Annotated in this window: 24 protein-coding genes and 1 pseudogene; 22 read left to right on the top strand and 3 right to left on the bottom strand. The window is 68.5% G+C overall.

From position 1 onward, the window contains the following. Positions 1 to 117 precede the first annotated feature (117 nt). The 9 genes from ACE3RX_RS17115 to ACE3RX_RS17075 all read left to right on the top strand — a co-directional run bounded on the left by ACE3RX_RS17115 (position 118) and on the right by ACE3RX_RS17075 (position 7,019). Positions 118 to 888, top strand: coding sequence for an adenosylcobinamide-GDP ribazoletransferase (locus ACE3RX_RS17115; RefSeq protein ID WP_374486209.1), 771 nt, complete (start codon positions 118 to 120; stop codon positions 886 to 888). Continuing rightward, positions 873 to 1,424, top strand: coding sequence for an alpha-ribazole phosphatase family protein (cobC, locus tag ACE3RX_RS17110; RefSeq protein ID WP_374486188.1), 552 nt, complete (start codon positions 873 to 875; stop codon positions 1,422 to 1,424). The genes ACE3RX_RS17115 and cobC overlap by 16 nt, the downstream gene beginning before the upstream one ends. Before the next feature lie 54 nt (positions 1,425 to 1,478). Next, the gene (locus ACE3RX_RS17105; RefSeq protein ID WP_374486187.1) at positions 1,479 to 2,000 is read left to right on the top strand and encodes an N-acetyltransferase family protein; all 522 of its coding nucleotides are present in this window, start codon (positions 1,479 to 1,481) and stop codon (positions 1,998 to 2,000) included. Positions 2,001 to 2,055: 55 nt separating this feature from the next. Beyond that, a complete protein-coding gene (locus tag ACE3RX_RS17100; RefSeq protein ID WP_374486186.1) occupies positions 2,056 to 2,919 on the top strand; it encodes an alpha/beta fold hydrolase in 864 nt (287 codons plus the stop codon). A gap of 90 nt (positions 2,920 to 3,009) precedes the next feature. Continuing rightward, positions 3,010 to 3,477, top strand: coding sequence for a hypothetical protein (locus ACE3RX_RS17095; RefSeq protein ID WP_374486185.1), 468 nt, complete (start codon positions 3,010 to 3,012; stop codon positions 3,475 to 3,477). Positions 3,478 to 3,561: 84 nt separating this feature from the next. Beyond that, positions 3,562 to 4,197 carry a paraquat-inducible protein A gene (locus tag ACE3RX_RS17090; RefSeq protein ID WP_374486184.1) on the top strand — a complete coding sequence of 212 codons (636 nt, stop codon included), beginning with the start codon at positions 3,562 to 3,564 and terminating at the stop codon, positions 4,195 to 4,197. Beyond that, positions 4,194 to 4,832: a paraquat-inducible protein A gene (locus ACE3RX_RS17085; RefSeq protein ID WP_374486183.1), complete on the top strand. Its 639-nt coding sequence runs from the start codon at positions 4,194 to 4,196 to the stop codon at positions 4,830 to 4,832. Before ACE3RX_RS17090 ends, ACE3RX_RS17085 begins: the two co-directional genes overlap by 4 nt. Next, entirely contained in the window at positions 4,825 to 6,462 is a 1,638-nt protein-coding gene (locus ACE3RX_RS17080) for an intermembrane transport protein PqiB (protein ID WP_374486182.1), read from the top strand. The genes ACE3RX_RS17085 and ACE3RX_RS17080 overlap by 8 nt, the downstream gene beginning before the upstream one ends. Next, positions 6,459 to 7,019 carry a membrane integrity-associated transporter subunit PqiC gene (locus tag ACE3RX_RS17075; RefSeq protein WP_374486181.1) on the top strand — a complete coding sequence of 187 codons (561 nt, stop codon included), beginning with the start codon at positions 6,459 to 6,461 and terminating at the stop codon, positions 7,017 to 7,019. The genes ACE3RX_RS17080 and ACE3RX_RS17075 overlap by 4 nt, the downstream gene beginning before the upstream one ends. 24 nt (positions 7,020 to 7,043) lie before the next feature. Here ACE3RX_RS17075 and ACE3RX_RS17070 read toward each other — a convergent pair whose 3' ends face one another. Then, entirely contained in the window at positions 7,044 to 7,673 is a 630-nt protein-coding gene (locus tag ACE3RX_RS17070) for an ATP-dependent Clp protease proteolytic subunit (protein ID WP_374486180.1), read from the bottom strand. 190 nt (positions 7,674 to 7,863) lie between these two features. Between ACE3RX_RS17070 and rfaE1 the strand changes: the two are divergent. The 13 genes and pseudogenes from rfaE1 to ACE3RX_RS17005 form a co-directional block, all read left to right on the top strand. Further along, a pseudogene (gene rfaE1 / locus ACE3RX_RS17065) lies at positions 7,864 to 8,805 on the top strand (D-glycero-beta-D-manno-heptose-7-phosphate kinase); the annotation flags it as partial. Positions 8,806 to 9,210: 405 nt separating this feature from the next. After that, positions 9,211 to 9,867, top strand: a complete 657-nt coding sequence (locus tag ACE3RX_RS17060) for a tyrosine protein phosphatase (RefSeq protein WP_374486179.1) — start codon at positions 9,211 to 9,213, stop codon at positions 9,865 to 9,867. A 262-nt stretch (positions 9,868 to 10,129) separates the two neighbouring features. Then, the gene (locus ACE3RX_RS17055; RefSeq protein WP_374486178.1) at positions 10,130 to 11,152 is read left to right on the top strand and encodes a glycosyltransferase family 9 protein; all 1,023 of its coding nucleotides are present in this window, start codon (positions 10,130 to 10,132) and stop codon (positions 11,150 to 11,152) included. 153 nt (positions 11,153 to 11,305) lie between these two features. After that, a complete protein-coding gene (gene msbA, locus ACE3RX_RS17050) occupies positions 11,306 to 13,051 on the top strand; it encodes a lipid A export permease/ATP-binding protein MsbA (RefSeq protein ID WP_374486177.1) in 1,746 nt (581 codons plus the stop codon). 4 nt (positions 13,052 to 13,055) lie between these two features. Beyond that, on the top strand, positions 13,056 to 14,087 hold the full coding sequence (locus ACE3RX_RS17045; RefSeq protein ID WP_374486176.1) for a polysialyltransferase family glycosyltransferase: 1,032 nt from the start codon (positions 13,056 to 13,058) through the stop codon (positions 14,085 to 14,087). Beyond that, a complete protein-coding gene (locus ACE3RX_RS17040; RefSeq protein ID WP_374486175.1) occupies positions 14,084 to 15,325 on the top strand; it encodes an O-antigen ligase family protein in 1,242 nt (413 codons plus the stop codon). The genes ACE3RX_RS17045 and ACE3RX_RS17040 overlap by 4 nt, the downstream gene beginning before the upstream one ends. After that, on the top strand, positions 15,322 to 16,038 hold the full coding sequence (locus tag ACE3RX_RS17035; protein WP_374486174.1) for a glycosyltransferase family 25 protein: 717 nt from the start codon (positions 15,322 to 15,324) through the stop codon (positions 16,036 to 16,038). The genes ACE3RX_RS17040 and ACE3RX_RS17035 overlap by 4 nt, the downstream gene beginning before the upstream one ends. Before the next feature lie 5 nt (positions 16,039 to 16,043). Further along, a complete protein-coding gene (locus ACE3RX_RS17030) occupies positions 16,044 to 16,718 on the top strand; it encodes a hypothetical protein (protein ID WP_374486173.1) in 675 nt (224 codons plus the stop codon). A gap of 78 nt (positions 16,719 to 16,796) precedes the next feature. Continuing rightward, a complete protein-coding gene (locus tag ACE3RX_RS17025) occupies positions 16,797 to 17,549 on the top strand; it encodes a polysaccharide deacetylase family protein (protein WP_374486172.1) in 753 nt (250 codons plus the stop codon). After that, positions 17,546 to 18,601, top strand: coding sequence for a lipopolysaccharide heptosyltransferase II (gene waaF, locus ACE3RX_RS17020; RefSeq protein WP_374486171.1), 1,056 nt, complete (start codon positions 17,546 to 17,548; stop codon positions 18,599 to 18,601). The genes ACE3RX_RS17025 and waaF overlap by 4 nt, the downstream gene beginning before the upstream one ends. Next, a complete protein-coding gene (locus ACE3RX_RS17015; protein WP_374486170.1) occupies positions 18,598 to 19,680 on the top strand; it encodes a glycosyltransferase in 1,083 nt (360 codons plus the stop codon). Before waaF ends, ACE3RX_RS17015 begins: the two co-directional genes overlap by 4 nt. Further along, on the top strand, positions 19,677 to 20,744 hold the full coding sequence (locus ACE3RX_RS17010) for a glycosyltransferase (RefSeq protein ID WP_374486169.1): 1,068 nt from the start codon (positions 19,677 to 19,679) through the stop codon (positions 20,742 to 20,744). The genes ACE3RX_RS17015 and ACE3RX_RS17010 overlap by 4 nt, the downstream gene beginning before the upstream one ends. Then, positions 20,741 to 21,481: a polysaccharide deacetylase family protein gene (locus tag ACE3RX_RS17005; protein WP_374486168.1), complete on the top strand. Its 741-nt coding sequence runs from the start codon at positions 20,741 to 20,743 to the stop codon at positions 21,479 to 21,481. Before ACE3RX_RS17010 ends, ACE3RX_RS17005 begins: the two co-directional genes overlap by 4 nt. Positions 21,482 to 21,590: 109 nt before the next feature. Here the strand turns inward: ACE3RX_RS17005 and ACE3RX_RS17000 are convergent, their stop codons facing one another. Together ACE3RX_RS17000 and ACE3RX_RS16995 are read right to left on the bottom strand one after the other, a co-directional pair. Beyond that, positions 21,591 to 22,607 carry a transporter gene (locus ACE3RX_RS17000; protein WP_374486167.1) on the bottom strand — a complete coding sequence of 339 codons (1,017 nt, stop codon included), beginning with the start codon at positions 22,605 to 22,607 and terminating at the stop codon, positions 21,591 to 21,593. Between the two features lie 72 nt (positions 22,608 to 22,679). Beyond that, positions 22,680 to 23,615, bottom strand: coding sequence for a hypothetical protein (locus ACE3RX_RS16995; protein WP_374486166.1), 936 nt, complete (start codon positions 23,613 to 23,615; stop codon positions 22,680 to 22,682). Positions 23,616 to 23,779 lie beyond the last annotated feature (164 nt).

Below are 23,779 nucleotides of genomic sequence, written 5' to 3'. Positions count from 1 at the left end.
CGGCCCCCCCCCCCCACCCTGCCTCGCCCTTCCGGGGGGGGTGCCCAGTCCCCCCCCGGGGGGGGGGGGCCCCGGCCCGCGGGGCCCACTGCCCCCCCCCCCCACGGTATTGCCATGATCCGCGCCCAGCTTGAGCTGATCTTCATCGCCATCGCCTTCTTCAGTCGCCTGCCGGTGCCGGGCTGGGTGGATTTTGCGCCGGACAAGCTGGGGCGCGCGGCGCGCTACCTGCCGCTGGTTGGCTGGTTGATCGGCCTGATCGGCGCGGCGGTTTATTGGCTGGCAGCGCAGCTGCTGCCGGTGGATCTGGCGGTGGTGCTGGCGATGGCGGCGACCATCCGCGCCACCGGTGCTTTCCACGAGGACGGCTGGGCGGATACCTGCGACGGCCTCGGAGGAGGCTGGACCAAGGAGCAGGCGCTGGCGATCATGAAGGACTCGCGGATCGGCAGTTACGGTGCCATCGGCCTGGTGCTGCTGCTGCTCGCCAAGTACCTGGCCCTCGCCGACCTGGGCGCCGATGACGATTACCCGGTGCTCGCCGCGCTGCTGGTGGCCCATCCCCTGTCGCGCCTCGCCGCGGTGAGCGTGATGGCGGTGCTCGACTACGCACGCAGCGACGACAGCGCCAAGTCGGCGCCGGTCGCACGCCGCCCGAGCGCCACCGAGCTGGGCATCGCGACCTTGGCCGGCGTCGTGCCCTTGTTGCTCCTGACGCCGCTGGAGGCGCTGGCAGCGCTGCTTGCGACCTGCGTGGTGGCGGTCGCGGCGGCACGCAAGTTTGCCCACCGACTCGGCGGTTATACCGGCGATTGCCTGGGGGCCACCCAGCAACTGGCCGAAATCGCCATCTACCTGGGGATGCTCGCCGCGTGGAGCTTTACCTGATTCGCCATCCCCGGCCCGCCGTGGCGCCGGGGATCTGCTACGGCCAGACCGACCTGGGGCTGGCCGAGTCCGCTGTCGAAGTGGCGGCTCGCCTGCGCCCGCTGCTGCCGGCCGACTTCGCGCTGTACGCCAGCCCGCTGGCCCGCGCCCGCCTGCTGGCCGAAGCCCTCGGCACGCCGCGGCTCGAACCGCGCCTGAAGGAGATCCACTTCGGCGAATGGGAAGGGCGCAGTTACGACGACATCGGCCGCGCCGCCCTCGATGCATGGGCCGACGCGCCGCTGGATTTCGCGCCGCCGGGCGGCGAGTCACCGCGTCAGATGGCGGCTCGCGTCCACGATTTCCTCGCCGAGCTGCAGGCTGCGCCGCCCGCCGCCGCGGTGGTGGTTGCCCATGGCGGCCCGCTGCGCGCGCTGGCCGGCCACCTGCTCAAGCTGCCGGCGGAGTACTGGCTCGGCCTCGACTTCGCCTGTGGCGAAGTGACCCGCCTCGACATCCACGACTGGGGCACGCTGCTGCGCTGGTTCAATCGCTGAGCATGTGACGGATTGCGGCACAATTGCCCTTGTGTCCTGCTTTCTGTTCCGCCGATGAAATTCATTGCTTGCACCCTCGCCGAGCACGGCGACGCGATCCTGGCCATCTTCAACGAGGCCATCGCCACCTCTACCGCCCTCTACGATTACCAGCCGCGTACCCGCGACAGCATGACGGCCTGGTTCGCCGCCAAGGCGGCCGGCAACTACCCGGTGATCGGCGCGGTGGACGAGGCTGGCACGCTGTTGGGCTTCGCCAGCTACGGCCCGTTCCGCGCCTTTCCGGCCTACAAATACACCGTCGAGCATTCCGTCTACGTGCACCGCGACCACCGCGGCAAGGGCCTCGGCCGGTCCTTGCTGGAACACCTGATCGAAGCGGCCACGGCCCAGGACTACCACCTGCTGGTCGGCGTCATCGACATGGCCAATACCGCTAGCATTGCGCTGCACGAGCAGCTCGGCTTCGCCCACGGGGGTACCTTGAAGGAGGTCGGTTTCAAGTTCGGACGCTGGCTCGACGTGGGCTTCTACCAGCGCCGGCTGGATAGCCCGCAGCAGCCGGTGGATGGTTGATCGGCCGCCATATTTGTCCGTTACACTCGGGTCTCCACCGACTCCAGCCAGGCCCATGGACCACTTCCTAGCCGACGACGGCGAAAAGCTCCACCTGAAGATCTCCGGCGAGGGCCCGCCGCTGGTGCTGCTGCACGGCTGGACCTCTTCCCACCGGGACTGGAATCCCTTTATCGAAGCCTTCGAGGCCCGTTTCCGCGTGTATCGCTGGGATGCCCGCGGCCACGGCGGTCATCGGCTGAGGACCGATACGGTGCCGACGGTCGCGCGCATGGCCCGCGACCTGCAGAATCTGCTCGACCGCTATGGCCTCGACCAGGTGGTGGCGGTCGGCCACTCGATGGGCGCGCTGACCCTGTGGCAATACCTGCGCGATTTCGGTGCCGCCCGCTTGTCGCGGCTGGTCTTCATCGACCAGTCGCCGCGCCTGCTCACCGACGACGACTGGAAGAGCGGTATCTATGGCGATTTCGACGCCCGCCGCAACGCCGACTTCATCGGTGCGCTGCAGCAGGATTTCGCCGAGGCGGTGCTGCGCCTGGCGGCCGACGGCCACAACGAACGGGCGCGGAGCAAGTATGCCGAGAACGGTAACGGCATCCAGACCGCCCGCCAGCGCCTGCAGGCCCTTGAACCCGGGCCGCTGATCGAGTGCTGGCGCAGCCTGAGCGCGGCCGACTACCGCGACGTGCTGCATGCCATTCCGGTGCCGGCGCTGCTGGTCTATGGCGGGGCCAGCAACTTCTACTCGACGGGTACTGCCCATTTCGTTCAGCAGCGCATTCCGGATGCGCTGTTGCACATCTACGAGGGCGTCGATCACGCGCCGCATCTGTGGGAGCGGGAGCGTTTCGTGCGCGATGTGCTCGATTTCGTTGCAGGGAAAACAGCAGGCGAGTTCACGCAGGACCAGCGCTAAACTGAGTATCGAATCCTGCGCTTTTCACGCAATCGGGGCCGCCGAAGGGAAGCGGGGGCGGTGGATCCCGCACAAGAGGGGAGAATGGAGATGGGTGGAATCGATGTGCGGCGCGTACTCTTCAGCATCGTCGTGCTGGTGGTGGCGGCCCTGTGGATTGCGGAGGATGCCGGCTGGATCAACATGGTGGGTGCCGACAACTACCAGGACGAGGATTTGCCTGCGCCGGCCGCCGAGGCCATGGGCCTGGTAGCCAAGGGGGTCATTCTCGGGAACGCGGCGACGCCCGGGATGGTGATCCTGTCCGACAACGGCCGGCCGCCGGAGATGGTCTCCGAAGGCCAGGCCTATCATGACGACCTGCGCATCGAACGGGTGCTTGCCGACCGGGTGATCCTGCGGCAGCGGGACAGCAACGCGCCCATCGTGCTGGCGGTGGTCCAGCAGGCCGCTCCCGGTGCATCTGGTGCATCTGGTGCGTCGGCGCCGGCGGATGGCGCCGCCAGTCAGGTCGCACCGCCGGAGCAGGCAGGCAGCAAGACCGCCGCGCCGCGCTGAACGGCGTGGCTGGCGGCCCGGCCTGATCTTGCAGGGCACGGGCCGTGCACCGCACAATGGAAAATCATTGTCCGTGGCCTGCCCATGCGCGTCGATCCGCCCGCCCCACCCGCCCCACCCGCCCCACTGGTCGCCTGCCATGAGTGCGACCTGCTGCAGCACGATGCGCCCCTCCAGGCTGGCGAGACGGCTCGCTGTGCCCGTTGTGGGGCCGAACTGGCGCGCAATCCGCCGGACAGCCTCGACCGGACGCTGGCTTACACCCTGACTGCGGCCATCCTGTATGTGCTGGCCAATGCCTTCCCGCTGATGGGCCTGGAGATGCAGGGGCATCATGCCGAGGTGACGCTGTTCGCCGCGGTGCGCAACCTGTGGCAGATCGGTATGCAGCCGGTGGCGGCGCTGGTCTTCGTTACCGCGCAACTGTTCCCGCTGCTCGAGATGCTGATGATCCTGCTGGTGCTGCTGCCGCTGCGTCTGGGCTGTCGTTCGCCGCGCGTGGCGGCCTTCTTTCGCCTGGTGTTGTCCGTGCAGCCGTGGGGCATGATGGAGGTCTTCCTGCTCGGCATGCTGGTGTCGCTGGTCAAGCTGGCCCACTCCGGGTCGGTGATCCTGGGCACGGCCTTCTGGGCCACTGCGGCGTTGATCCTGGTCCTCACGCTGGCCGGCCGGGCTTTCGATCGCCGCCTGTTGTGGCGAGTTGCCGCGGAGCCCGTGTGAAGTCCCGTCTCACCGCCCGTCAGGCCGGCCTGCTGAGCTGCCACGTCTGTGGTCAGCTCGCGCAGGCGCCGGAGGCTGCCGGCCTGCTGCGCTGCCCACGCTGCGCGGCCCCGCTACACCTGCGCAAGCCGGCCAGCATCAGCACCACCTGGGCCCTGCTTGCGGCGGCGGCGCTGCTCTACCTGCCGGCCAACCTGATGCCAATCATGATCACCACCTCGCTGGTCAGCCACCAGGTGGACACCATCATGAGCGGAGTGATCTTCCTGTGGGTGGATGGGCAGTGGCCGCTGGCCGTCGTGGTGTTCTTTGCCAGCGTGGTCGTGCCGCTTTTGAAGATCCTGGCGCTGGCCTATCTCACTGCGTCTGTGCAGCTGCGCTCCCGGCACCGGGTGATGCAGCGCGCCCGCCTGTACCGGCTGGTGGAATTCGTCGGACGCTGGTCGATGCTGGACATCTACGTGATCACGCTGCTGGTGGCACTGGTACAGTTCCGAGGTTTTGCCACCGTCGACACGGGGCCGGCTGCGCTGGCCTTTGGTGCCGTGGTGGTACTGACGATGTTCGCCGCGCTGACCTTCGACCCGCGCCTGATCTGGGACCCGCTCACCGATTCCGAAACTGCCGATGACTGATCCGCTGCCGCCTTCCCTGCCTGCCGCCGTCGTGGATCGTCCGCGCCGCCTGCGGATTCCGCTGGTGTGGATCATCCCGCTGGTGGCGGCGCTGATCGGCCTGTTCCTGGCGGTGCGCGGCTATTACGAGCAGGGGCCGGTGATCACCATCCAGTTCGACACCGGCACCGGCCTGGAGCCGGGCAAGACGCGCATCAAGTACCGCGATGTGGACGTCGGCCAGATCACCGCGGTGGCCCTCGCCGAGGACGGCAGCCATGTGCTGGCCACCGCCCAGCTGGTCCGCGAGGCGGCCCGCCTGCTGGTGGACGACACGCGCTTCTGGGTGGTTAGCGCGCGGGTTTCCGGTGGCTCCATCTCGGGCCTCGATACCCTGCTGTCCGGCGCCCACGTGGGTATGGACGTGGGCAAGTCGGCCGAGCCGCGGCACCAGTTCGTCGGGCTGCGGGAGGCGCCGGTGGTCAGTTTCGACGTGCCCGGTCGCAGTTTCAGCCTGGAAGCGGACAACCTCGGCTCGATCGGTGTCGGCACGCCGGTGTTCTACCGGCGCATCCAGGCCGGCCAGGTCACCGGCTACAAGCTCGACGAGCAGGGCAAGCACCTGGACATCCAGGTCTTCGTGCAGGCGCCCTACGACCGTTTTGTCACCGCCAACTCCCGCTTCTGGAATGCCAGCGGGGTGGACGTGAAGCTGAGCGCCGAAGGCGTGCAGGTCAATACCGAATCGGCCACGTCGATCCTCACCGGCGGGCTGGCCTTCCAGACGCCGGATGGCGACACCGACGAGCCGGCGCCGAAGGACCACGTGTTCCGCCTGTTCCGCAACCGGGACGAGGCGTTCAAGCAGCCCAACGTCAATGCGCATACTTACCTGCTGCGCTTCCATGAGTCGGTACGTGGCCTGTCGGTGGGCGCGGCGGTGGATTTCCGCGGCATCCAGGTCGGCGAGGTGACCGCCATCCACCCGGCTTTCCATGCCCGCGGCGCCGATCTGGAGCTGCTCGTCGAGGTGGCGATCTTTCCCAACCGCCTGCAGGCGCGCAATGAGCAGGGCAAGGCGCCGTATGCCGGCAAGGACTTCCGGGACAAGGATTTCCGTGCCTTCATCGACCGCCTGATCGCCAGCGGCATGCGCGCCCAGTTGCGCAACGGCAACCTGGTGACCGGCCAGCTCTACGTGGCACTGGACTTCTTCCCTGCCGCCGGGCTGGGCCGCGCCGACTGGGCGCAGAACCCGCCCCAGCTGCCGACCCAGCGCGGCAGCCTGGAGGAGTTGCAGACCACCTTGCTGCGCGTCGTCGAGCGCATCGACAAGCTGCCGCTGGACGCTATTGGCAAGGACACCCAGAAGGCCATCGCCAGCCTCGGCCGGACCCTCGACGAGGTGGAGGCGCTGGTCAAGCGCCTCGACGGTCTGGCCAATGGCGATGTGCGCGATACGATCATCGAGGCCCGCGGCGCCATCGCCGACACCCGCAAGCTCTTGAGCAGCGATGCGCCGCTGCAGCAAGACCTGCGCGCCAGCCTGCAGGAGTTGTCGCGCGCAGCCCAGGCCCTGCGCCACCTGGCCGACAGCCTCGACCGTCACCCTGAAGCGCTGCTGCGCGGTAAACCCGAGGACAAGCCATGAAACCCGTGCTGGCCAGCCTGGCCCTTCTGCTGGCGGCCTGCGGCACCACGCCGCCGATCCAGTTTTTCAGTCTCGGTCCGCAGGCGGCGGGGGAGGTCGCCCCGGTTGCGACGGCAGGACCGAGCCTGGTGGTCGGGCCAGTCGGTGTGCCGGCGGCCATCGACCGTCTGCACATGGTCCGCCTGGTGGACGGCGTGCGTGTCGAGGTGGCGGACGGGCACCGCTGGGCTGCTCCTCTGAAGACCGAGATGGCCCGCCGCATCGCCTCCGACATCGCCCGCCTGCGTGGTTACGGGCGGGTCGTCGCGTGGCCGCAGGCGACGCAGGCCGAGCCGGACCTGAGCCTGCCGATCGACGTGCAGCGTTTCGACGCCGAAGGCTTCGAGCGGGTCACGCTGGAAGCGGTGTGGACCTTGCGGAAGGGTGGCAAGGACCTGGTCAGCCGGCGCTTCATTGGTAGCGAGGCGGTGGCGGCACCGACTTACGCGGCGCTTGCCGCCGCCCACGGCCGGCTGATTGATGCGCTGGCCCGCGACATCGCCGCGGCGCTGCCCTGAGCGGACGGCCGCCCGTCGTATCTTTCAGGTCTCGGTCGTCTTGCGGGTGGTTTTGCGCGGCCGGGCCGGCGCGCGCTTGATGCGCCCGAGGCGGTGACGGATCTCATCGGAGTCCATCCACAGGTCGCTGCCCTGCAGGATATGGTTGATGTCGGCGGCGCTCAGGAAAGGCGTGCACAGCCGTGTGGTGACCTTCTCGAACCAGTTGCCGAGGGCGTGCACCTCGGCCAGCTGCTCGCTGCCCTTGCCGGCGAAACTGCTCGAATAGGTGTGGAACATCAGCTGGCAGTTGTCGTGCACGATCAGCTCGTCGCCGGACAGAAAGATGAAGGCCGCCATTGAATAGGCCCGCGCCTCCAGCACCGTGATCACATGGGCTTCCGAGGCCAGCATGTTGTTGATGATCTGCAGGCCGGTGTTGAAGTCGCCGCCCGGCGAATTGATGTGCAGATAGATCAGGTCGGTCTCGGCGGCGGTGCGCAGGGTATAGAACAGTTCGGTGTAGAACTGGGGCTCCTGGATCTCGCCGCACAGGTAGTAGGACACCTGGTGGATCGGCATGTGCCGCTCGTAGCGCACCAGCCCGCCGAAGGGTTCGAATTCCTCCTCCGGTGGCGGTGCTGCGTGGTTGCGACCCGGTGTGGCATGAAGCATGGTGCAGTCCTCCGTGGCTGAAGGTCACGCCAGCAGTATGCGATTCTGGCCCGCGGGCGACAACTGCCTGGCGGGACGGCGGTGCTGCCATTGCCCAAAATGCCCGGCGGCCGTCCGGCATCCGGTCCTTGATGCGATAATTCCGCCTTTATGTCTTTCCGGCGTCCGTGTCGCGGATGCCTGCCCGTGTATGCATTTTTCCCTGCCGGATTTTTCTGCCTGCCGCGTGCTCGTTTGTGGCGACGTGATGCTCGACCGCTACTGGCATGGCGCCACCGCCCGTATTTCGCCGGAAGCGCCGGTGCCGGTGGTGCAGGTGCGCAATGACGAGGCGCGGGCCGGCGGAGCCGGCAACGTGGCCCTCAACGCGGCGTCGCTGGGCGCGCAGGCGCGGGTCGTCGGCCTGATCGGCGACGACGAAGCCGGTCGGCTGCTGGAGTCCGGTCTGGTGGAGCGCGGCGTCGCATGTGCTTTCGAGCGCCTGAGCGATGCCCCGACGATCACCAAGCTGCGCGTGATCTCCCGCCATCAGCAGCTGATCCGCCTGGATTTCGAAGAACGCTTCGACGACCGCCAGGCCGCGCTGGTCGGCGTCGCGCTGGCTGCCCAGCTCGATCGTGCCGACGTGCTGGTGTTGTCCGACTATGCCAAGGGCACCCTGGCCGACGTGGCGGCGCTGATCGCCGCGGCGCGGGCGCGCGGCATTCCGGTGGTGGTGGACCCGAAGGGCACTGATTTCTCGCGCTACCGCGGTGCCACCATCGTCAAGCCCAACCTGGCGGAATTCGAAGCGGTGGTCGGTCCCTGTCCGGACGAGGCGACGCTGATCGCCCGCGGCGAAGCCCTGCGCGACGAGCTGGGCCTGGAGGCGTTGCTGGTGACCCGCGGCGAACATGGCGTGACCCTGCTGCAGAAGGGTCAGCCGGCCCATCACCAGCCCACCCGGGCACAGGAAGTGTTCGACGTGACCGGTGCTGGCGATACCGTGTCGGCGGTGCTTGGCTGCGGCATTGCTGCTGGCCTGGAGCTGCGCGATGCCACCGCGCTGGCCAACCTGGCCGCCGGGGTGGTGGTCGGCAAGCTGGGCACGGCTACCGTCAGCATCGACGAGCTCTACGAGGCGATGAACGCCCATGCGCCGCTGGCCCGCGGCGTGCTGGCGGCAGACAGGGTGCTGGGTACCTGCCAGCGCGCCCAGGCCGCTGGCGAACGGATCGCCGTGGTGCTGGGGCCGGTGGGGGTACCGGGGGCAGACATGCTGGCCCAGCTGGAAATTGCCGGCAAGGGTGTAGACCGCCTGCTGGTCATTGAGCCGGCTGCTGCTGCGGCCGGGGCGGCGGCCGTGCTGGCGGCGCTGCGGCCGGTGGACTGGGTCGTGCGTGCTGACGAGGCGACCCGCGATGCGCTGCTGGTCGCCCTGCGGCCGGACATGCTGTTCGGCCGTCCGGCGACCCTCTCCACCCTGGCTGACCAGACGCGTGCGGCGGCGGCCGATGTGCGTTCGCTGGCGCTGCCGGACTGAGGCTCGGCGATGGTGATGGACATTTCCTCGCGCTCCGGGCGCGTGCGTGCCTGGTTCGACATGCACCTGGTGGACCACGGCATGATCCGTGCCGTCTACAACAACTTCTACCACCTGGGCGGTGGCATGTACCGCTGCAGCCAGCCCAGCCCAGCCCAACTGGCCAAGTACCAGCAGAAGTACGGTATCCGCAGCGTGGTGAATCTGCGCGGCCCCCACGGCTACGGTTCCTATGCACTGGAGAAGGAGGCCTGCGACAAGCTCGGCCTGGTGCTCCATGACGTCAAGCTGTATTCCCGCACCGCGCCCGAGGTGGAAGAGATCCATGCGATGGACGAGCTGTTTAGGGGCATGGAATTCCCGGCGCTGATGCACTGCAAGTCGGGGGCCGACCGGGCTGGCCTTGGTTCGGCGCTGTACCGCATCCTGCACCTGGGCCACCCGGTCGAGGACGCGCTGGCCGAGCTCAACTGGCGTTATGGGCATTTCAAGGGCGCCAAGACCGGCATCCTGGATTTCTTCCTGGCCAGCTACGTGGCGCGCAACGCGCGCAGCCCGATCGGCTTCCTGGAATGGGTGGATACCGAGTACGACCGCGATGCGCTGGAGGCCAGTTTCCGTGAGGAAGGCTGGTCCAGCCTGATCGTGGACAAGGTCTTGCACCGGGAATAGACTCGCCGCCTCGTCAGGGGCGGCAGCAGGGGCGCAGAACATTTGATTACAGATTGCTGGCCAACCCAGACGATTGCCCTACGGCGCTTTGCATCGGCCCGTGGGATGCTGGTCAGGTTTCCGAAAGGGCTGGTGGGTGAAACTGCTGCCGGCGTCGCCGCGCGGCCGTTCATAGGCCGGGCCGGCATCACATCAACCGGCATCGCGCTGGCCGGCCACCGAGGCCGCCACGCCGGTGCAGCTGCAGGAATCTCCTAGAGACATGGAATCACAGGTGCGTGGGGCGGACCCGAAAACCGCGGTGCTGATCCGCCACGTTGGCATTGGCGACCTCGTCTGGCATCTGCCCTATATCCGCGCGGTTGCGGCGGCGAGTCGCAATGGCAAGGTGTCGGTGATCGCCGCGCCGTCCACCCGGGCGAAGGACATCCTCGCCGCCGAGGACTGCATCGACGATGTGATCCTCTACGACCGCAATCCCCGCCGCAGCGAGGGGCGCAAGGGACATCACCGGGGTTTTGCTGGTTTGCGGCGCTTTGCGCGGGAACTGCAACAGTACCAGTTCGAGCGGATCTTCCTGTTCTCCCGCCGCTACCACCATGGGATTCTCGCCTGGCTGGCCAAGATCCCGACCCGTATCGGATTCGGTACCAATCTGCGCCAGCGCCTGTTTCTCAACCAGCCGCCCTTCATTTCCAAGTACGAGGGCGCCGGCGTCGGCATCTACGAAGAGGCCACCGCACTGATGATCGCCCACGGCATCGTGCCGGCGGCCATCGTGCCGCGCATGAAGGTGCCGGCGGCGGAACTCGCCTTCGGGCAGGATTTCATCGCCAAGCTGCCGCGCCCGACCGTCTGCTTCGCCATCGGCACGTCCGAGAAGCACAAGCACTGGGGCGACGAACGCTATGGCGCGCTGGCGGCGGAACTCGTCGCCCGGGGCTACGGCGTCGTCCTGCTCGGCGGGCCTGGCGAGGAGGACAGCGCGCGCCGCATCGTCGCCGGGGTTCCGGAGGCGCAGCGGGCGGCCATCCAGCCGTTCACCCGCGGCACCATCATGCAGACCGCCGGCATCCTGCTCGCGGCGGACGGTTGCGTCGGCAATGACACCGGCGTGATCAACATGGCGGCCGCCACCGGCAAGCCGGCCATTTGCCTGCTCGGCAAACGCCCGTTGCTGTTGCACGACCCGGCGATCCACTGTCTCAACGGGGTGGCGCTGAACCAGCTCGCGGTGACGGACGCGCTGGCGGCAGTGACCTCCGGCATATCGCCGGGCCGCTGAATGTGATGACATGCGAGGCGGCCGGGGCTGCCGCACATTTGATGACAAAAACGCGTTTGACCCCGCGCCCCGCAATGCGCAAGCTTCGGCCCATGCGCAGTTTCGGCGCGCCCGGAGCGATGGGTCTGCACTGGGTTTCGAGCCACTGAACGAATGAAAGACTCCATCCAGCTCTACCGTCGCCTGCTTGGTTCCATCCGCCCGTATTCAAGGGTGGTCGCCCTGTCCATCCTGGCGATGATCGCTGCCGCCTCCCTCGAGCCCGTGCTGCCAGGCCTGCTCAAGCCGCTGGTGGACGAGAGCCTGATCAAGAAGAGCCAGGTCGCCCAGTGGCAGGTGCCGCTGTTCCTGATGCTCGCCTTCCTGGGCAAGGGCGTGGCCGAGTACGTGGCCAGCGTGTCCAGCCAGTGGATCGCCAACCAGGCCATCACCGACCTCCGCCAGCAGGTTTTCCGCCACCAGATGCACCTGCCGATCCCGGTGCACCAGGCCGAAACCGGCGGGCGCATGCTGTCGCGCATTCTCTACGACATCCCCCAGGTCGGTGCCGCGCTGTCCAACGCGTGGATCATCGTTGTGCGCGACACCCTGATCATCATCGGCCTGACCGGCTACCTGATTTACACCGCCTGGGAGCTGACCCTGGTGATCGTCGCCATCGCGCCGATCGTGGCCTGGCTGATCCGCGTCGCCAGCCGCAAGCTCCGCGGTTCCAACCAGGAGATGCAGGAGACCACCGGGCGCATGACCGGGATGGTCGAGGAAACCCTCGGCGGCGTGCGCGAGATCAAGCTGTTCGGCACCCACGATCACGAGGACCGGCGCTTCGCTGAGGTGTCCGAAAAACTGCGCAAGCAGACCATGCGCACGGTGCGGGTGTCGTCCGCCAACGTGCCGCTGGTGCAGGTGCTGGCCGCGGCGGCGGTGGCCACGGTGATCTGGACCGCCTCGTCCCTGTCGGCCCAGGACAAACTCAGCCCCGGCGAGTTCGTGTCCTTCGTCACCGCGATGTCGATGCTCTTCGAGCCGATCCGCCGGCTGACCAACATCAACGCGACGATCCAGCGCGGCCTGGCTGGCGCGCAGAGCATCTTCGAGCTGCTCGACACGCCGCCAGAAGTGGACAGCGCCAGCGGCACGCTGCCGCGGGCGACCGGCGAACTGCGTTTCGACGATGTCAGCTTCGCCTACCCCGGCCAGACCGAGGCGGCGCTGCGGCACTTCAGCCTGGACGTGCATCCGGGCCAGACGGTGGCCCTGGTCGGCGCCTCCGGCAGCGGCAAGACCACGCTGATCAACCTGATCGCCCGTTTCTACGAGCCTACTGCAGGCCGAGTAATGCTCGACGGTGCGTCCCTCGACAGCCTGCCGCTGGCTCACCTGCGTGCCCAGCTTGGCTGGGTCGGCCAGCAGGTCGTGCTGTTCGACGACAGCATCGCCGCCAACATCGCCTATGGCCGCCCGGACGTGCCGGAAGCCGACATCGTCGCGGCGGCCCGCGCCGCCCATGCGATGGAGTTCATCGACAAGCTGCCGGATGGACTCGCGACGCGGGTCGGCGCCAATGGCAGCCAGCTCTCCGGCGGTCAGCGCCAGCGCATCGCGATCGCCCGCGCCTTCCTGCGCGATGCACCGATCCTGTTGCTCGACGAAGCCACATCGGCCCTCGACAACGAATCGGAGCGGGCGGTGAAGGATGCGCTGGTCGAGCTGCGCCGTAACCGCACGGTGATCGTCATCGCCCACCGCCTGTCCACCATCCGCGATGCCGACCGCATTGTCGTGATGGAGCGCGGGCAGATCGTCGAGGCCGGTACCCACGACGAACTGGTGGCCCGCGGCGCGGCCTACGCCCGCCTGCTGGCCAGCGGCGAACAGGTGACGGCGGACGCCGCCTGATGCCATGACGAACCGGGTCGCCCTCTACTTCGTCGCCTCGCCGCTGCAATACCTGGCGGCCCGGCGCATCGCCGAGACCCACGAGGCCGGCGCGCGCCAGGTGCTGGTCTGGTACAAGCCGGGCATGACGCCGGTGGTGCGGGCGGAGGACTGGGATGCCGCCAGCTATATGCCGTGGCCGCGCCGCGAGCCGCTGCCCGGCCCCTTCGGTCGCCTGCGCCGCCTGCGCGCCAACATCCGGCTGGTGGCCGGGCTGGTCGGCCGCTGCGATAGCCTGCACATCCACAGCGCGGTGTTCGATACCGAGGCGATCAACTACTTCCTGCGTGCGCTGCCCAGGCTATGCGGCGGTGCCGACATGAAGGCGCGGATCCTGCCGGACGGCATCATCAGCATCCGCCGCTACCCGCTCAGTTGGCTGCGCTGCCTGTCCCAGAAGGTCCGCAAGCTGCGCCGCCTGGTGGCGCCCGAGTTGGACTACTGGTGTTTTGCCGGCGACCGCATCGGCTCCGATGCCGGCTTCTGCGACCGTGTCTACGTGATTCCGGGCCTGCCCCACGAATACCCGTCGGCCAAGGCTGTGGTGTTGCCGCCTCTTGTCGCGCCCGCTGGTGATGTCCCACAGGCCCGGGAGGGGCAGCGGCGGGCATTGGTGATCGGCCAGCCGCTGGTCGGGGCCGGCCTGATGAAGCCCGCCGACCGGGACGCGGTGAGCGCGGAGATCCACGCCTGGCTGGCCGCCGAAGGCATCCGGCAGGTCTTCTACAAGGGGCACCCGAAGGATCCCGCGCTGGAGCTGAACTGCCCGGACTACGCGGTGGTAACCCTGGACGAGCCGCTGGAGGTGCATCTGGCCAGCAACGCCTACGACGCGGTGCTGGGCGTGCGCTCCTCAGCCTTGCTGTTCGCCCGCCAGACCAGCCCGGCCGAGACCCGGGTGATCGCCTTCGGCTGGGGCCGGGTGCGCTTCAAGTCCGATGCCGAGCGGCACGACATGCAGGCGGCCTTCGCCGTCTGCGGGGTCGAGCTGCGATGACGGTCGGGCCGCTGGCAGCCTTGCGTTCCCGTATCCCGCGCATCAACGAGGCGCTGTTTACGGCGGCTTTCTTCTTCCTGCCCGGCCACGTGGCACCGGTCTATACCCTGAGCGCGGTGATGCTGGTGCTGTCCCTGCTGGAGGGGCGTTTCCGCGAAAAGTGGGCGCTGCTGCGCGGCGACAGCCTCTTCTGGATCTTCCAGGCCTTCTTCTGGCTGTTTCCGCTGGCCCTGCTGTGGACCGAGGACATGGCGGAAGGGCGCCGGATGGTCGGGCGCTACACCTTCTTCCTGCTGTCACCGCTGTACCTGACGATCGCCCGCCGGGCGCTGCTGCCGCGCTGCATCGCCGCCTTCCTGGCCGGCTGCCTGCTGGCCGAGGGCCTGGCTTACTACAACTGGCTGCAGATGCACGTCTTCACCGACTGGCCGGCCGGGCTGCGGGTGGCCAAGGACCCGGAGGACACCGCGCCCTTCGTCGATCACATCCTCTATGCGCCAATCCTTGCCTGGGCCGCCTATCTCGCCGCGCGGGCCAGCCTGGCGGGCCCGCCGCTGCGACGCCTGGGGTGTGCGTTGCTGACGGTGCTGACTGCCGGCAATCTGTTGTTCTCCGGTGGTCGGGCGGGGCAGCTGGTGTTCCTGGTGTTGCTGGCGGTGCTGGTCTTCCAGCGCTTTGCGCGGCGGCCGCTGCTGGCGGGCGCGTTGTCCGTCGTGCTGGTGTCGGCGCTGCTGACCGGTGCCTATGCCGGCAACGACTATTTCCGCACCCGGGTGGATATGGCGGTCAATGAGATCACCCATTACGAGGAGTCGGTGAACACTTCGGCCGGCTTGCGCCTGACCTTCCTGATGAACTCGGCGCGCCTGTTTGCCGAGCATCCGCTGCTGGGTGTCGGTACGGGCGACTACACGCGGGACTATGCCGAGCTTCATGCGCGTTATTCGCCGGGCTGGCTGACCACCGACAATCCCCACAACCAGTACCTCTTCGTGCTCAGCACCACCGGCCTGTTCGGCGGTGCTGTCCTGTTTGCGGTGTATTTCCCGCCGCTGTTGTGGCGCGGCCGGCGCGACAGCGTGGCGCCCCTGCGTACCGCGCTGGTGGCCTTCATCTGCACCAGTTGCCTGTTCGAGGACTACCTGTGGCGCTCCAATACCTCGCTGCTGTTCGTGCTCTTCGCGGTGCTCCTGCTCGGTGTGCGTAGCCGGGATGGGCAAGCGCCGGCGCTGCGATGAAGATCTTCGTACTCAACCTCGAGCGTGCCGTTGACCGCCGCGTGTTGATGCAGCAGCGCCTGGCTGCGCTGGGGCTGGACGCGGAGTTCCTGCCGGCCGTCGATGGCGCCCGCGTCGACCGGGCCAGCCTGCCGGCCGGCGCCGAGCCGCGCCTGAGCAATGGAGAGCTGGGCTGCTACCTGTCCCACCGGCGCAGCTGGGAGCTCGTCGTCGAGTGCGGGCTGGCCCATGCGGTGGTGCTCGAGGACGACGTGGTACTGAGCCCGGAGCTACCGCGGGTGATCGCCGGGGTCGCCGGCCTCGATCTGTCCTACGACCTGGTCCGCCTGTCTTCCCTCGGCCCGGTGCGCGGCATCCCGGTAGCCAGCCTGGCCGATGGGCGGCGGCTGATCCTGCCGAACAAGAACCCCAGCGGCGCCCAGGGCTATCTCGTCAGCCAGGCCGGCGCCCGCCGCCTGCTGGAGCGGCTGGCGGTGCCGCAGCGGCCGGTGGATGACGAGTTCGATCTCTACTGGAAGCACGGCCTCTGCGTGCCGGTGGTGTTTCCCTGCGTGGTCGAGGAAGATGGCGGCCTCGCCAGCACCATCGGCGCCCGCATGGATGGCCACCAGCGTAAGACCGTGGGCCGCCACCTGGCGCGGGTGATCGAGGCGAAGCGCCGCAAGCTCGCCGTTTTCCTGCTGGCCCGCCGGCTCCGCCAGGGCGCCTACTGACGACGATGAACACTACCGACGAAATCCTGCAGGACCGCCCGGATGTGCCCTTCCTGGTGTGCGCCTTCTACACCGATACCTACGCGGCCGAGGCCGCCCAGCTGCGCGCATCCCTGGAGCAGACCGGCACCCCGTATTTCCTCAAGCGCTACCCCAGCCGCGGCTACTGGGAGGCCAACACGCGCATCAAGCCGGAGTTCCTGCGTGACTGCCTGCAGCGTTTCGAGGGGCGGGCTGTCGTCTATCTGGACGCCGATTCGGTGGTGCGCTCGCCGCTGCGCCTGTTCTTCGATTTCGACGCCGACCTGGGCGTCTTCGTGGCGCCCGGCGATGGCAGCTTCTCCCACCGCTACCTGACCGGCACGCTCTACCTGCGCAACGGGCTGTCGACGCTGGCCTTCGTGGACGACTGGATCGCGGCCCAGGACGGCATGCTGCTCGGCGTGGACCAGGACAGCTTCACCACCGCCATCGAGCGCCATCCGGAACTGCGCATCGGGCCGCTGCCGGAAAGCTATGTGAAGATCTTCGACCGCGGTACGGAAACGCCGGTGGTCGAGCATTTCCAGGCCAGCCGGCGCCACGTCAAGCTGCAGCGGGCCCTCAAGAAAACCCGCAACGCGGCCCTCGGCGCCGCCGTGCTGGCCGCTCTCGGCTGGCTGGCCAGCCGCTGGTTCTAGTTGCGCTGCAACAGGCGGCTACGCCAAGGGGCGATCCTCTGGCATCATGCGATCCCGCACGCGTCATTTGCCGAGCCGATGAGCCGTATCCACATCCTGATGTATCACCGGGTGGGGCATTTTCCGCAGCGCATGCCCAGTCATCGCGCGCAGATCTGCCACCTGCCGCGCTTCAAGGCGCAGATGGCCATGCTGCGCTACTGCGGCTACTCGGTGGTGAGCCTGGACGACGCGGCGGCGGCCCTGCGCGGCAAGAAAACCCTGCCGCCCAAGCCGGTGGTGCTGACCTTCGACGACGCCTACGTGGACTTCCTCGAACAGGCCGCCCCCGTGCTGCAGGCCCATGGCTACCCGGCGACGGTCTACGCGGTGGCTGGCCTGCTTGGCAAGACTTCCGAGTGGGTCACGCCGGAAGGCCTCGTTCCCGCCCCGTTGATGAGCGCCGCCCAGCTGCGCGAGATCCACGCGATGGGCTTCACGGTGGGTTCCCACACGGTCAGCCATCCGCGCCTGGTCCAGATGGATACGCCGCGCATCGCTGAGGAGCTGACGGCCAGCAAGCGCATGCTCGAAGACGTGCTCGGCGCGCCGGTGGATCATTTCTGCTATCCCTACGGTAGCCACGACATGCGCGCTGTGGAAGCCGCTGCCGCAGCCGGCTATGTCACCGGCACGACCTGCCAGCGCGCCGTCGCCACGCCAGCCGACGACCTGCTGACGCTGCCGCGCAAGGCCGTCTCCCAGGGCAACACCGCCTTTGGTGTGCTGTGGAAGCTGCTCACCAAGAACACCTCGAAGCAGGCCGCACTTCGCCGGCCCGTGCATGCATGAAGCGCATCCTCATCGTCCGTAGCTCGGCCATCGGCGACGTGGTGTTCGCCTCGGCCTTGCCGGCCGCGATCCGCCGCACCCACCCGGATGCCCACATCGCCTGGCTGGTAGAGCCGGGCATCCACGAACTGCTGCTCAGTGATCCGAACATCGACGAGGTGATCACCTGGTCGAAGGGCGAGTGGGTCAAGCTGTGGAAGGAAGGGCGCCGGCTCGAACTGTGGCGATGCGTGCGTCAGCTGCGGCGCGAACTGCACGCGCGCCGCTTCGACACCGCGCTGGACCTGCAGGGCCTGCTGAAGAGCGGCTTCATCACCTGGCTGTCGGGGGCGCCGCGGCGCGTCGGCCTCGGCTCCAAGGAGGGCAGCCAGCTGCTGATGAGCGAGGTGATCCCGCGCGGCGGTGAAAAGGCGCGCATCGGTTCCGAATACCAGTACCTGGCCCAGCAACTGGGCCTCGACGCCGGCGCCTTTTTGCCGACGCTTACCGTCGATCCGGCTGCCGAAGCCGGCGTGCTCGGCAAGCTCGCCGAGCATGGGCTGGCGCCCGGCGGCTACGCGGTGTTCGCGCCGTTTACCACACGGCCGCAGAAGCACTGGTTCGAGGACGCCTGGCAGGCGCTGGCGCCGCAGCTGATCGCCGCCACCGGGCTGACCCCGGTGATCCTCGGCGGTCCGGCGGATGCCGACGCGGCGGCGCGCATCGCGGCGGCGGACCCGCGCATCGTCAACCTGGCTGGCCGCACCCGCCTGCCGGAGGCGGTGGCCGCCATCGCCCACGCGGCGCTGCTGGTCGGCGTGGATACTGGCCTCACCCACATGGGCACCGCGCTGGCCCGCCCGACGGTGGCCATCTTCGGCTCCACCTGCCCCTACCAGGACACCGGCCGCCCCACCGGCAGCGTGATCTGGCTCGGCCTCGAATGCTCGCCATGCCGGCGCCGGCCGACCTGCGGCGGCAAATTCACCTGTCTGCGTGACATCACGCCGGCCATGGTCCTCGACCGGGCCCAGGCCATGCTGGCCGCCCAGACCCAAGAAGCAAGACCATGAAGATTCTGCATGTGGAAGCGGGCAAGCACCTCTACGGTGGCGCCCGCCAGGTCCAGTACATCGCCGAGGGCCTCGCCGCCCGCGGTATCGACACCTTGCTGGCCTGTCCGGCGGGCAGCGACATCGCCCACCGCCATCCGGCCGGCACGCGCCTGCTGGAGATGAAGATGGGCGGCGACGGCGACATCGGCCTGGCCTTCCGCCTGGCCAAGGTGATCCGCGCCGAAAAGCCCGACCTGGTGCACCTGCACAGCCGCCGTGGCGCCGACACCTGGGGCGCGTTGGCGGCGAAGCTGGCCGGCGTGCCCTGCGTGCTGTCGCGTCGTGTGGACAATCCGGAATCCCGCCTGGCAGTGGCGCTCAAGTACCGCCTCTACGACCACGTGATCACCATCTCCGAAGGCATCCGTGACGTGCTGCTGTCCGAAGGCCTGGCGCCGGAGAAGGTCAGCTGCGTGCGCAGCGCGGTGGACCCGGCGCCCTTCCTGGTGCCGGTCGATCCGGAAGCTTTTCGCGCCGAGTTCCGCCTGCCGCAGGACGCGCTGGTGATCGGCGTGGTGGCCCAGATGATCCCGCGCAAGGGCCATCGCTACCTGTTTGCGGCCTTGCCCGAGCTGGTCGAGCATTACCCCGAGCTGCAGGTGCTGGTTTTCGGCCAGGGGCCGTTGGAGGCTGAGCTGCGCGCCGACGTGGCGGCCCGCGGCCTCGGCGGCGCAGTGCATTTTGCCGGCTTCCGCCACGACCTGGCGCACTGGATCGGCGGCCTCGACCTGCTGGTCCACCCGGCCGAGATGGAAGGCCTTGGCGTGTCCCTGCTGCAGGCCGCTGCTGCGGGCGTGCCGGTCATCACCAGTCGCGCCGGCGGTCTGCCGGAAGCGGTGCAGGACGGGGTGACCGGCATCCTGTGCCCGCCGGGCGACGTGCCGGCGCTGGCCGCCGCCATCGAACGCCTGGTTGCCGATCCGGTTCTGCGCACCCAGTACGGTGAAGCCGGGCGGGCGCGGATCCTGGCCGAGTTCTCCATCGACGGCATGGTCGAGGGCAACCTGGCCATTTATCGCAAGGTGCTCGGCCAGTGAAGATCGTCACCGTCCTGCGCAGTCTCAAGAGCGGCGGCGCCGAGCGCCACGCGCTGCAACTCATGCGCGGCCTGCGCGAGCGCGGCCACGAGGCCTTCTACGCCGGGCCGATGGCCGGCTGGCTCGGCCAGCAACTGCGTGCCGAGGGCTTTGACGGCATCGACCTGCCGCTGGTCGGCATCTACGACTTGCCGTCCACCGTGCGTCTGGCGCTGTACGCCCGCCGTATCGGCGCCGACCTGATCCACGGCCACCTGACCCGCGGCGCCTGGTACGCCGGCCTGGCCGCCAAGCTGGCCAGACTGCCCAACGTGGCGACCGCCCATTCGGACAACGCCGGCAAGCACTTCGGCCGTGCCGACCGCATCATCGCGGTGTCCCAGGCGGTGGCGGATTTTCTGGCGCGTACCGGCTACGATCCGGCGCGCATCCGCATGGTCCACCATGGCATCGCCGACCTGGCGGCTGCATTGCCGGCCGATGTGCGCGCGGCGACGCGGCGCGAACTGGGCGTGGCCGATGACGAACCCTGCCTGCTGATGGCGGCCCGCATTGTTTCCGCCAAGGGGCACGACACCGCGCTGGCGGCCCTGGCGCGCCTCCGCGAGCGGCGCTGGACGCTGCTGCTGGCCGGCGACCACCACGGCGACCTGGGCCCGCAGGTGCAGGCCCAGGCGCGGGAGCTCGGCCTGGAGGGGCGGGTCCGTTTCCTCGGCCTGCGCGAAGACGTGCCGGCCCTGCTGGCCGCGTCCGACCTGCTGCTGGCGCCGTCGCGCCGGGAAGCCCTGTCGCTGACGCTGCTGGAAGCTTCCGCCTGCAGCCTGCCGATCGTCGCCAGCTACGTGGGCGGCATCGGCGAGGTGGTGGAGGAGGGGGGAAGCGGCCATCTGGTGCCGCCCGACGATCCCGTCACGCTGGCCGCCGCCATCGACGACCTGCTCGGCGATCCGGCCCGGCGCGCCGCTTTCGGCACCCGTGCGCGGCAGATCTTCGAGGGCGGCTTTACGGAGGACGCGATGTTCGAGCGCACGATTGCCGTCTATCGTGAGGCCTGCAAACGATGAAGCGGGTGCAGATCCTGATGTACCACCGGGTCGGCGACTTCCCTGGTCGGGTCAAGGCCCATGGCGCGCTGTACTGCCATCTGCCGCGCTTCCGGGCGCAGATGACGCTGTTCAAGCTGCTGGGTTATTCGGTGATCGGCCTCGACGACGCGGTGGCCGGCCTGCGCGGAGAAGGGCCGCTGCCGTCGCGGCCGCTGGTGCTGACCTTCGATGACGCTTACGTGGATTTCCTGACCCACGCTGCGCCGGTGCTCAAGGAACATGGCTACCCGGCGACGGTGTATGCGGTGAGCGGGCTGATCGGACAGACTTCCAGCTGGGATGCCGGCAAGGGGCCGGAACCGGCGCCGTTGATGAACGCCGCCCAGTTGCGCGAGGTGCAGGATCTCGGCTTCACCATCGGCTCCCATTCCCACAGCCACCTGCGCCTTGCTGAACAGGGCACGGAACGGATTGCCGATGAAATGAACTCCAGCAAGGCCGCCCTGGAAGACCTCCTCGGCCGGCGCGTGGATCATTTCTGTTACCCCTATGGCAGCCACGACCTGCGCTGCGTCGAGGCCGCCGCTGCCGCCGGCTACCTGAGCGGCACCACCTGCGAGCGCGCCGCCGCGACGCCGGAGGATGATCTGTTGAGCCTGCCGCGCAAGGCCGTGTCGCGCGGCGACGACGTCTTCGGCGTGGCCTGGAAGCTGCTCGCCAAGAACACCCCCAAGCACCCGCCGATCCGCCGCTAGCACGGTTTTGAAGGCTATGCCTGTGGGGGCGAATTCATTCGCCCGCGGTGGTCAAGTCATGCGCTGAGGGCGAATGAATTCGCCCCCACAGGGCTCTTGCTCCTGATTCCTACTCCTCGCGCCGCCGGAAGGCCCACCAGGCAGCGCCGACGGTGAAGCTGGCGATGATCGCGACGACGATCCAGAAGCCTTCCGGATGGTCGGCCAACGGAATGCCGCCGACGTTCATGCCGAGCAGGCCGGCGATCATGTTGATCGGCAGCGCCAGCACGGTGACCATCGTCAGCACGAACACGCTGCGGTTGGTTTCCTCGGTGACCCGTGCCGCAACTTCTTCCTGCAATAGCTTGATGCGTTCCTGCAGCGCACTCATGTCGGCCAGCACGGCCGAGAACTCCTCGGTCGAATGGCGCAGGTCCTGCAGGTCGCCCGGGGCGATCCAGCGTGGTGGCTGGTTGAGCAGGCGGAACAGGGCGCCCGGCTCCGGCGCCAGCAGGCGGCGCAGGCGCACCAGCACCCGGCGCAGGGAACCCAGCCTGGCGCGACTGCGTTGCCCGCGCTCGGCAAGCATGGTGTCCTCCACGTCGTCCACCTGGTCGGTGGCGGTGCGCACGATCTGCACCAGCACGTCGGCCTGGTCGCGCAGCAGGTGGGTCAGCATGGCCACCGTGGAATCGAAGGTTTCGCCCTGGCGTACAGCTTCGCGCAGGCGGTCGATGGTGCGCAGCGGCTGCAGGCGGGCGCTGATCACCGTGCGCTCGTCCAGGTACAGCCACAGAGTGGCGAGCTGGGATGGCTCGAAGTCGAACTCGTAGAGCACGTCGTTCACCACCGCGATCAGCGCGTCATGGGCGTACTCGATGCGCGTCGAGCGGGAACCTTCATGAAGTGCGTCGAAGAAGGCATCCACCTCGCCCAGATGCTCGCGCAGCCAGCGCTCGGTGGCGGCGTTGGCGAGGTTGAAATGCAGCCACGCGAAGGCCCCGTCATGGGCGGCCTCGGAACCGCTCAGCCAGCGCGCGGCCCGCGTCGTGTCGAGGGCTTCGCCGGCGGCGCCGGGACGGAACAGGAAACCGGAGATCAGCCCCGAGCGATCGGAGCCATAGGAGGCGTCGGTGGGCAGCACGGCGGGTACGCAAAAAGACCAGCCGGCGAGCCTAGCGGCTGAATGTCACGCCGCTGTGACAACAGGCTGTCGTCAGCCTTTCGTATGGGCAGCCAGTTCGGCCATTGCCTGGCGGGCGACATCGCGGCCGTTGAACAGGCCGGCCCGCCGCAGCAGCAGCTGGCGCTCGTGCCAGATCAGCGCCAGCCGGCGCTTCATGGTGATGACCCGCAGCGCGGGGCGCTTGGGCAGGCTGTCCCACGGCAGCGCCAGCCCCAGGCGGGCCTGTTCCGTGGCGAACTTGCGCTGGTCTTTCAGCATCGACGGGTAGACCGCGACCTGCGGCTTGTCGGCGCACAGCAGCGCGAACGCATGGCTCGGGCCGGTATCGCCGCCAATGAACAGGTCGGCTGCCAGCATCTCGGCCAGCATGCGCTCGAAGCCGCCGATGAACTGTGCCGACGAGGGGTTGAGCAGCACGACGTGGCCGCCGAGGCGGCGCAGTTCGTCGCACAGGGCGTCGGCGTCCTTGCGGCGCCAGCGCCGGGCCATGTTGTAGGGGGCATCGTCGAGTACGTGGATCAGGATGCGTGGCTTGCCGGCGGGCGTTGACGCCGCCAGCTCGCGCGCCTGGGCCGTGATGGTTGCCGGCAGCGTCTCGAAATTGCCGGCTTGCGGGTTGGCGGCGAAAGCATTGCTCACCGTCAGCCACAGGTTGCCCATGTCCCACGCGGGCAGCCCGGCAGCGGCGATCCGGGCCTCGCTCCAGTCCACGAAGGTCTCGCTGAAATAGCGTGACAGCGGAAAGTCCCTGGCCAGCACCGGGTGGCGGTCGATCAGCGCGAAGCGCTCGCCGGTGGCGCGGTGGCGCTGCTGGGCCATCCACGCGCAGGCCATGCGGTCGCCGAGGCGCATCGTGCTGCAATCGACGACGGCGGTGACCTGGGCGTCTTCTTCCGGTGGGTGCTGGCTGGGGTTGGGCGTCTGCATGCCGCTGCTGTCCTTCTCGTCAACGCTGTTGCCCGGCATGGGCACCAGCGGAAAATGGCGCGAAAGTGTAACAGCCCATGAGAATCCGTCTTTGCCGAACCTATCTCCGTGGGGGGGGAATTAATCTCCCCCCCCGCGGGGGGTTTGCGCCCCCGGGGGAAGTATTAGCCCCCCCCACGAGCTCCCAAACCCGGGCGCCCCCC

Source organism: Zoogloea sp. (assembly GCF_041914405.1).
Classification (GTDB): Bacteria; Pseudomonadota; Gammaproteobacteria; order Burkholderiales; family Rhodocyclaceae; genus Zoogloea.
This window is presented reverse-complemented; position numbering and strand designations above follow the sequence as displayed.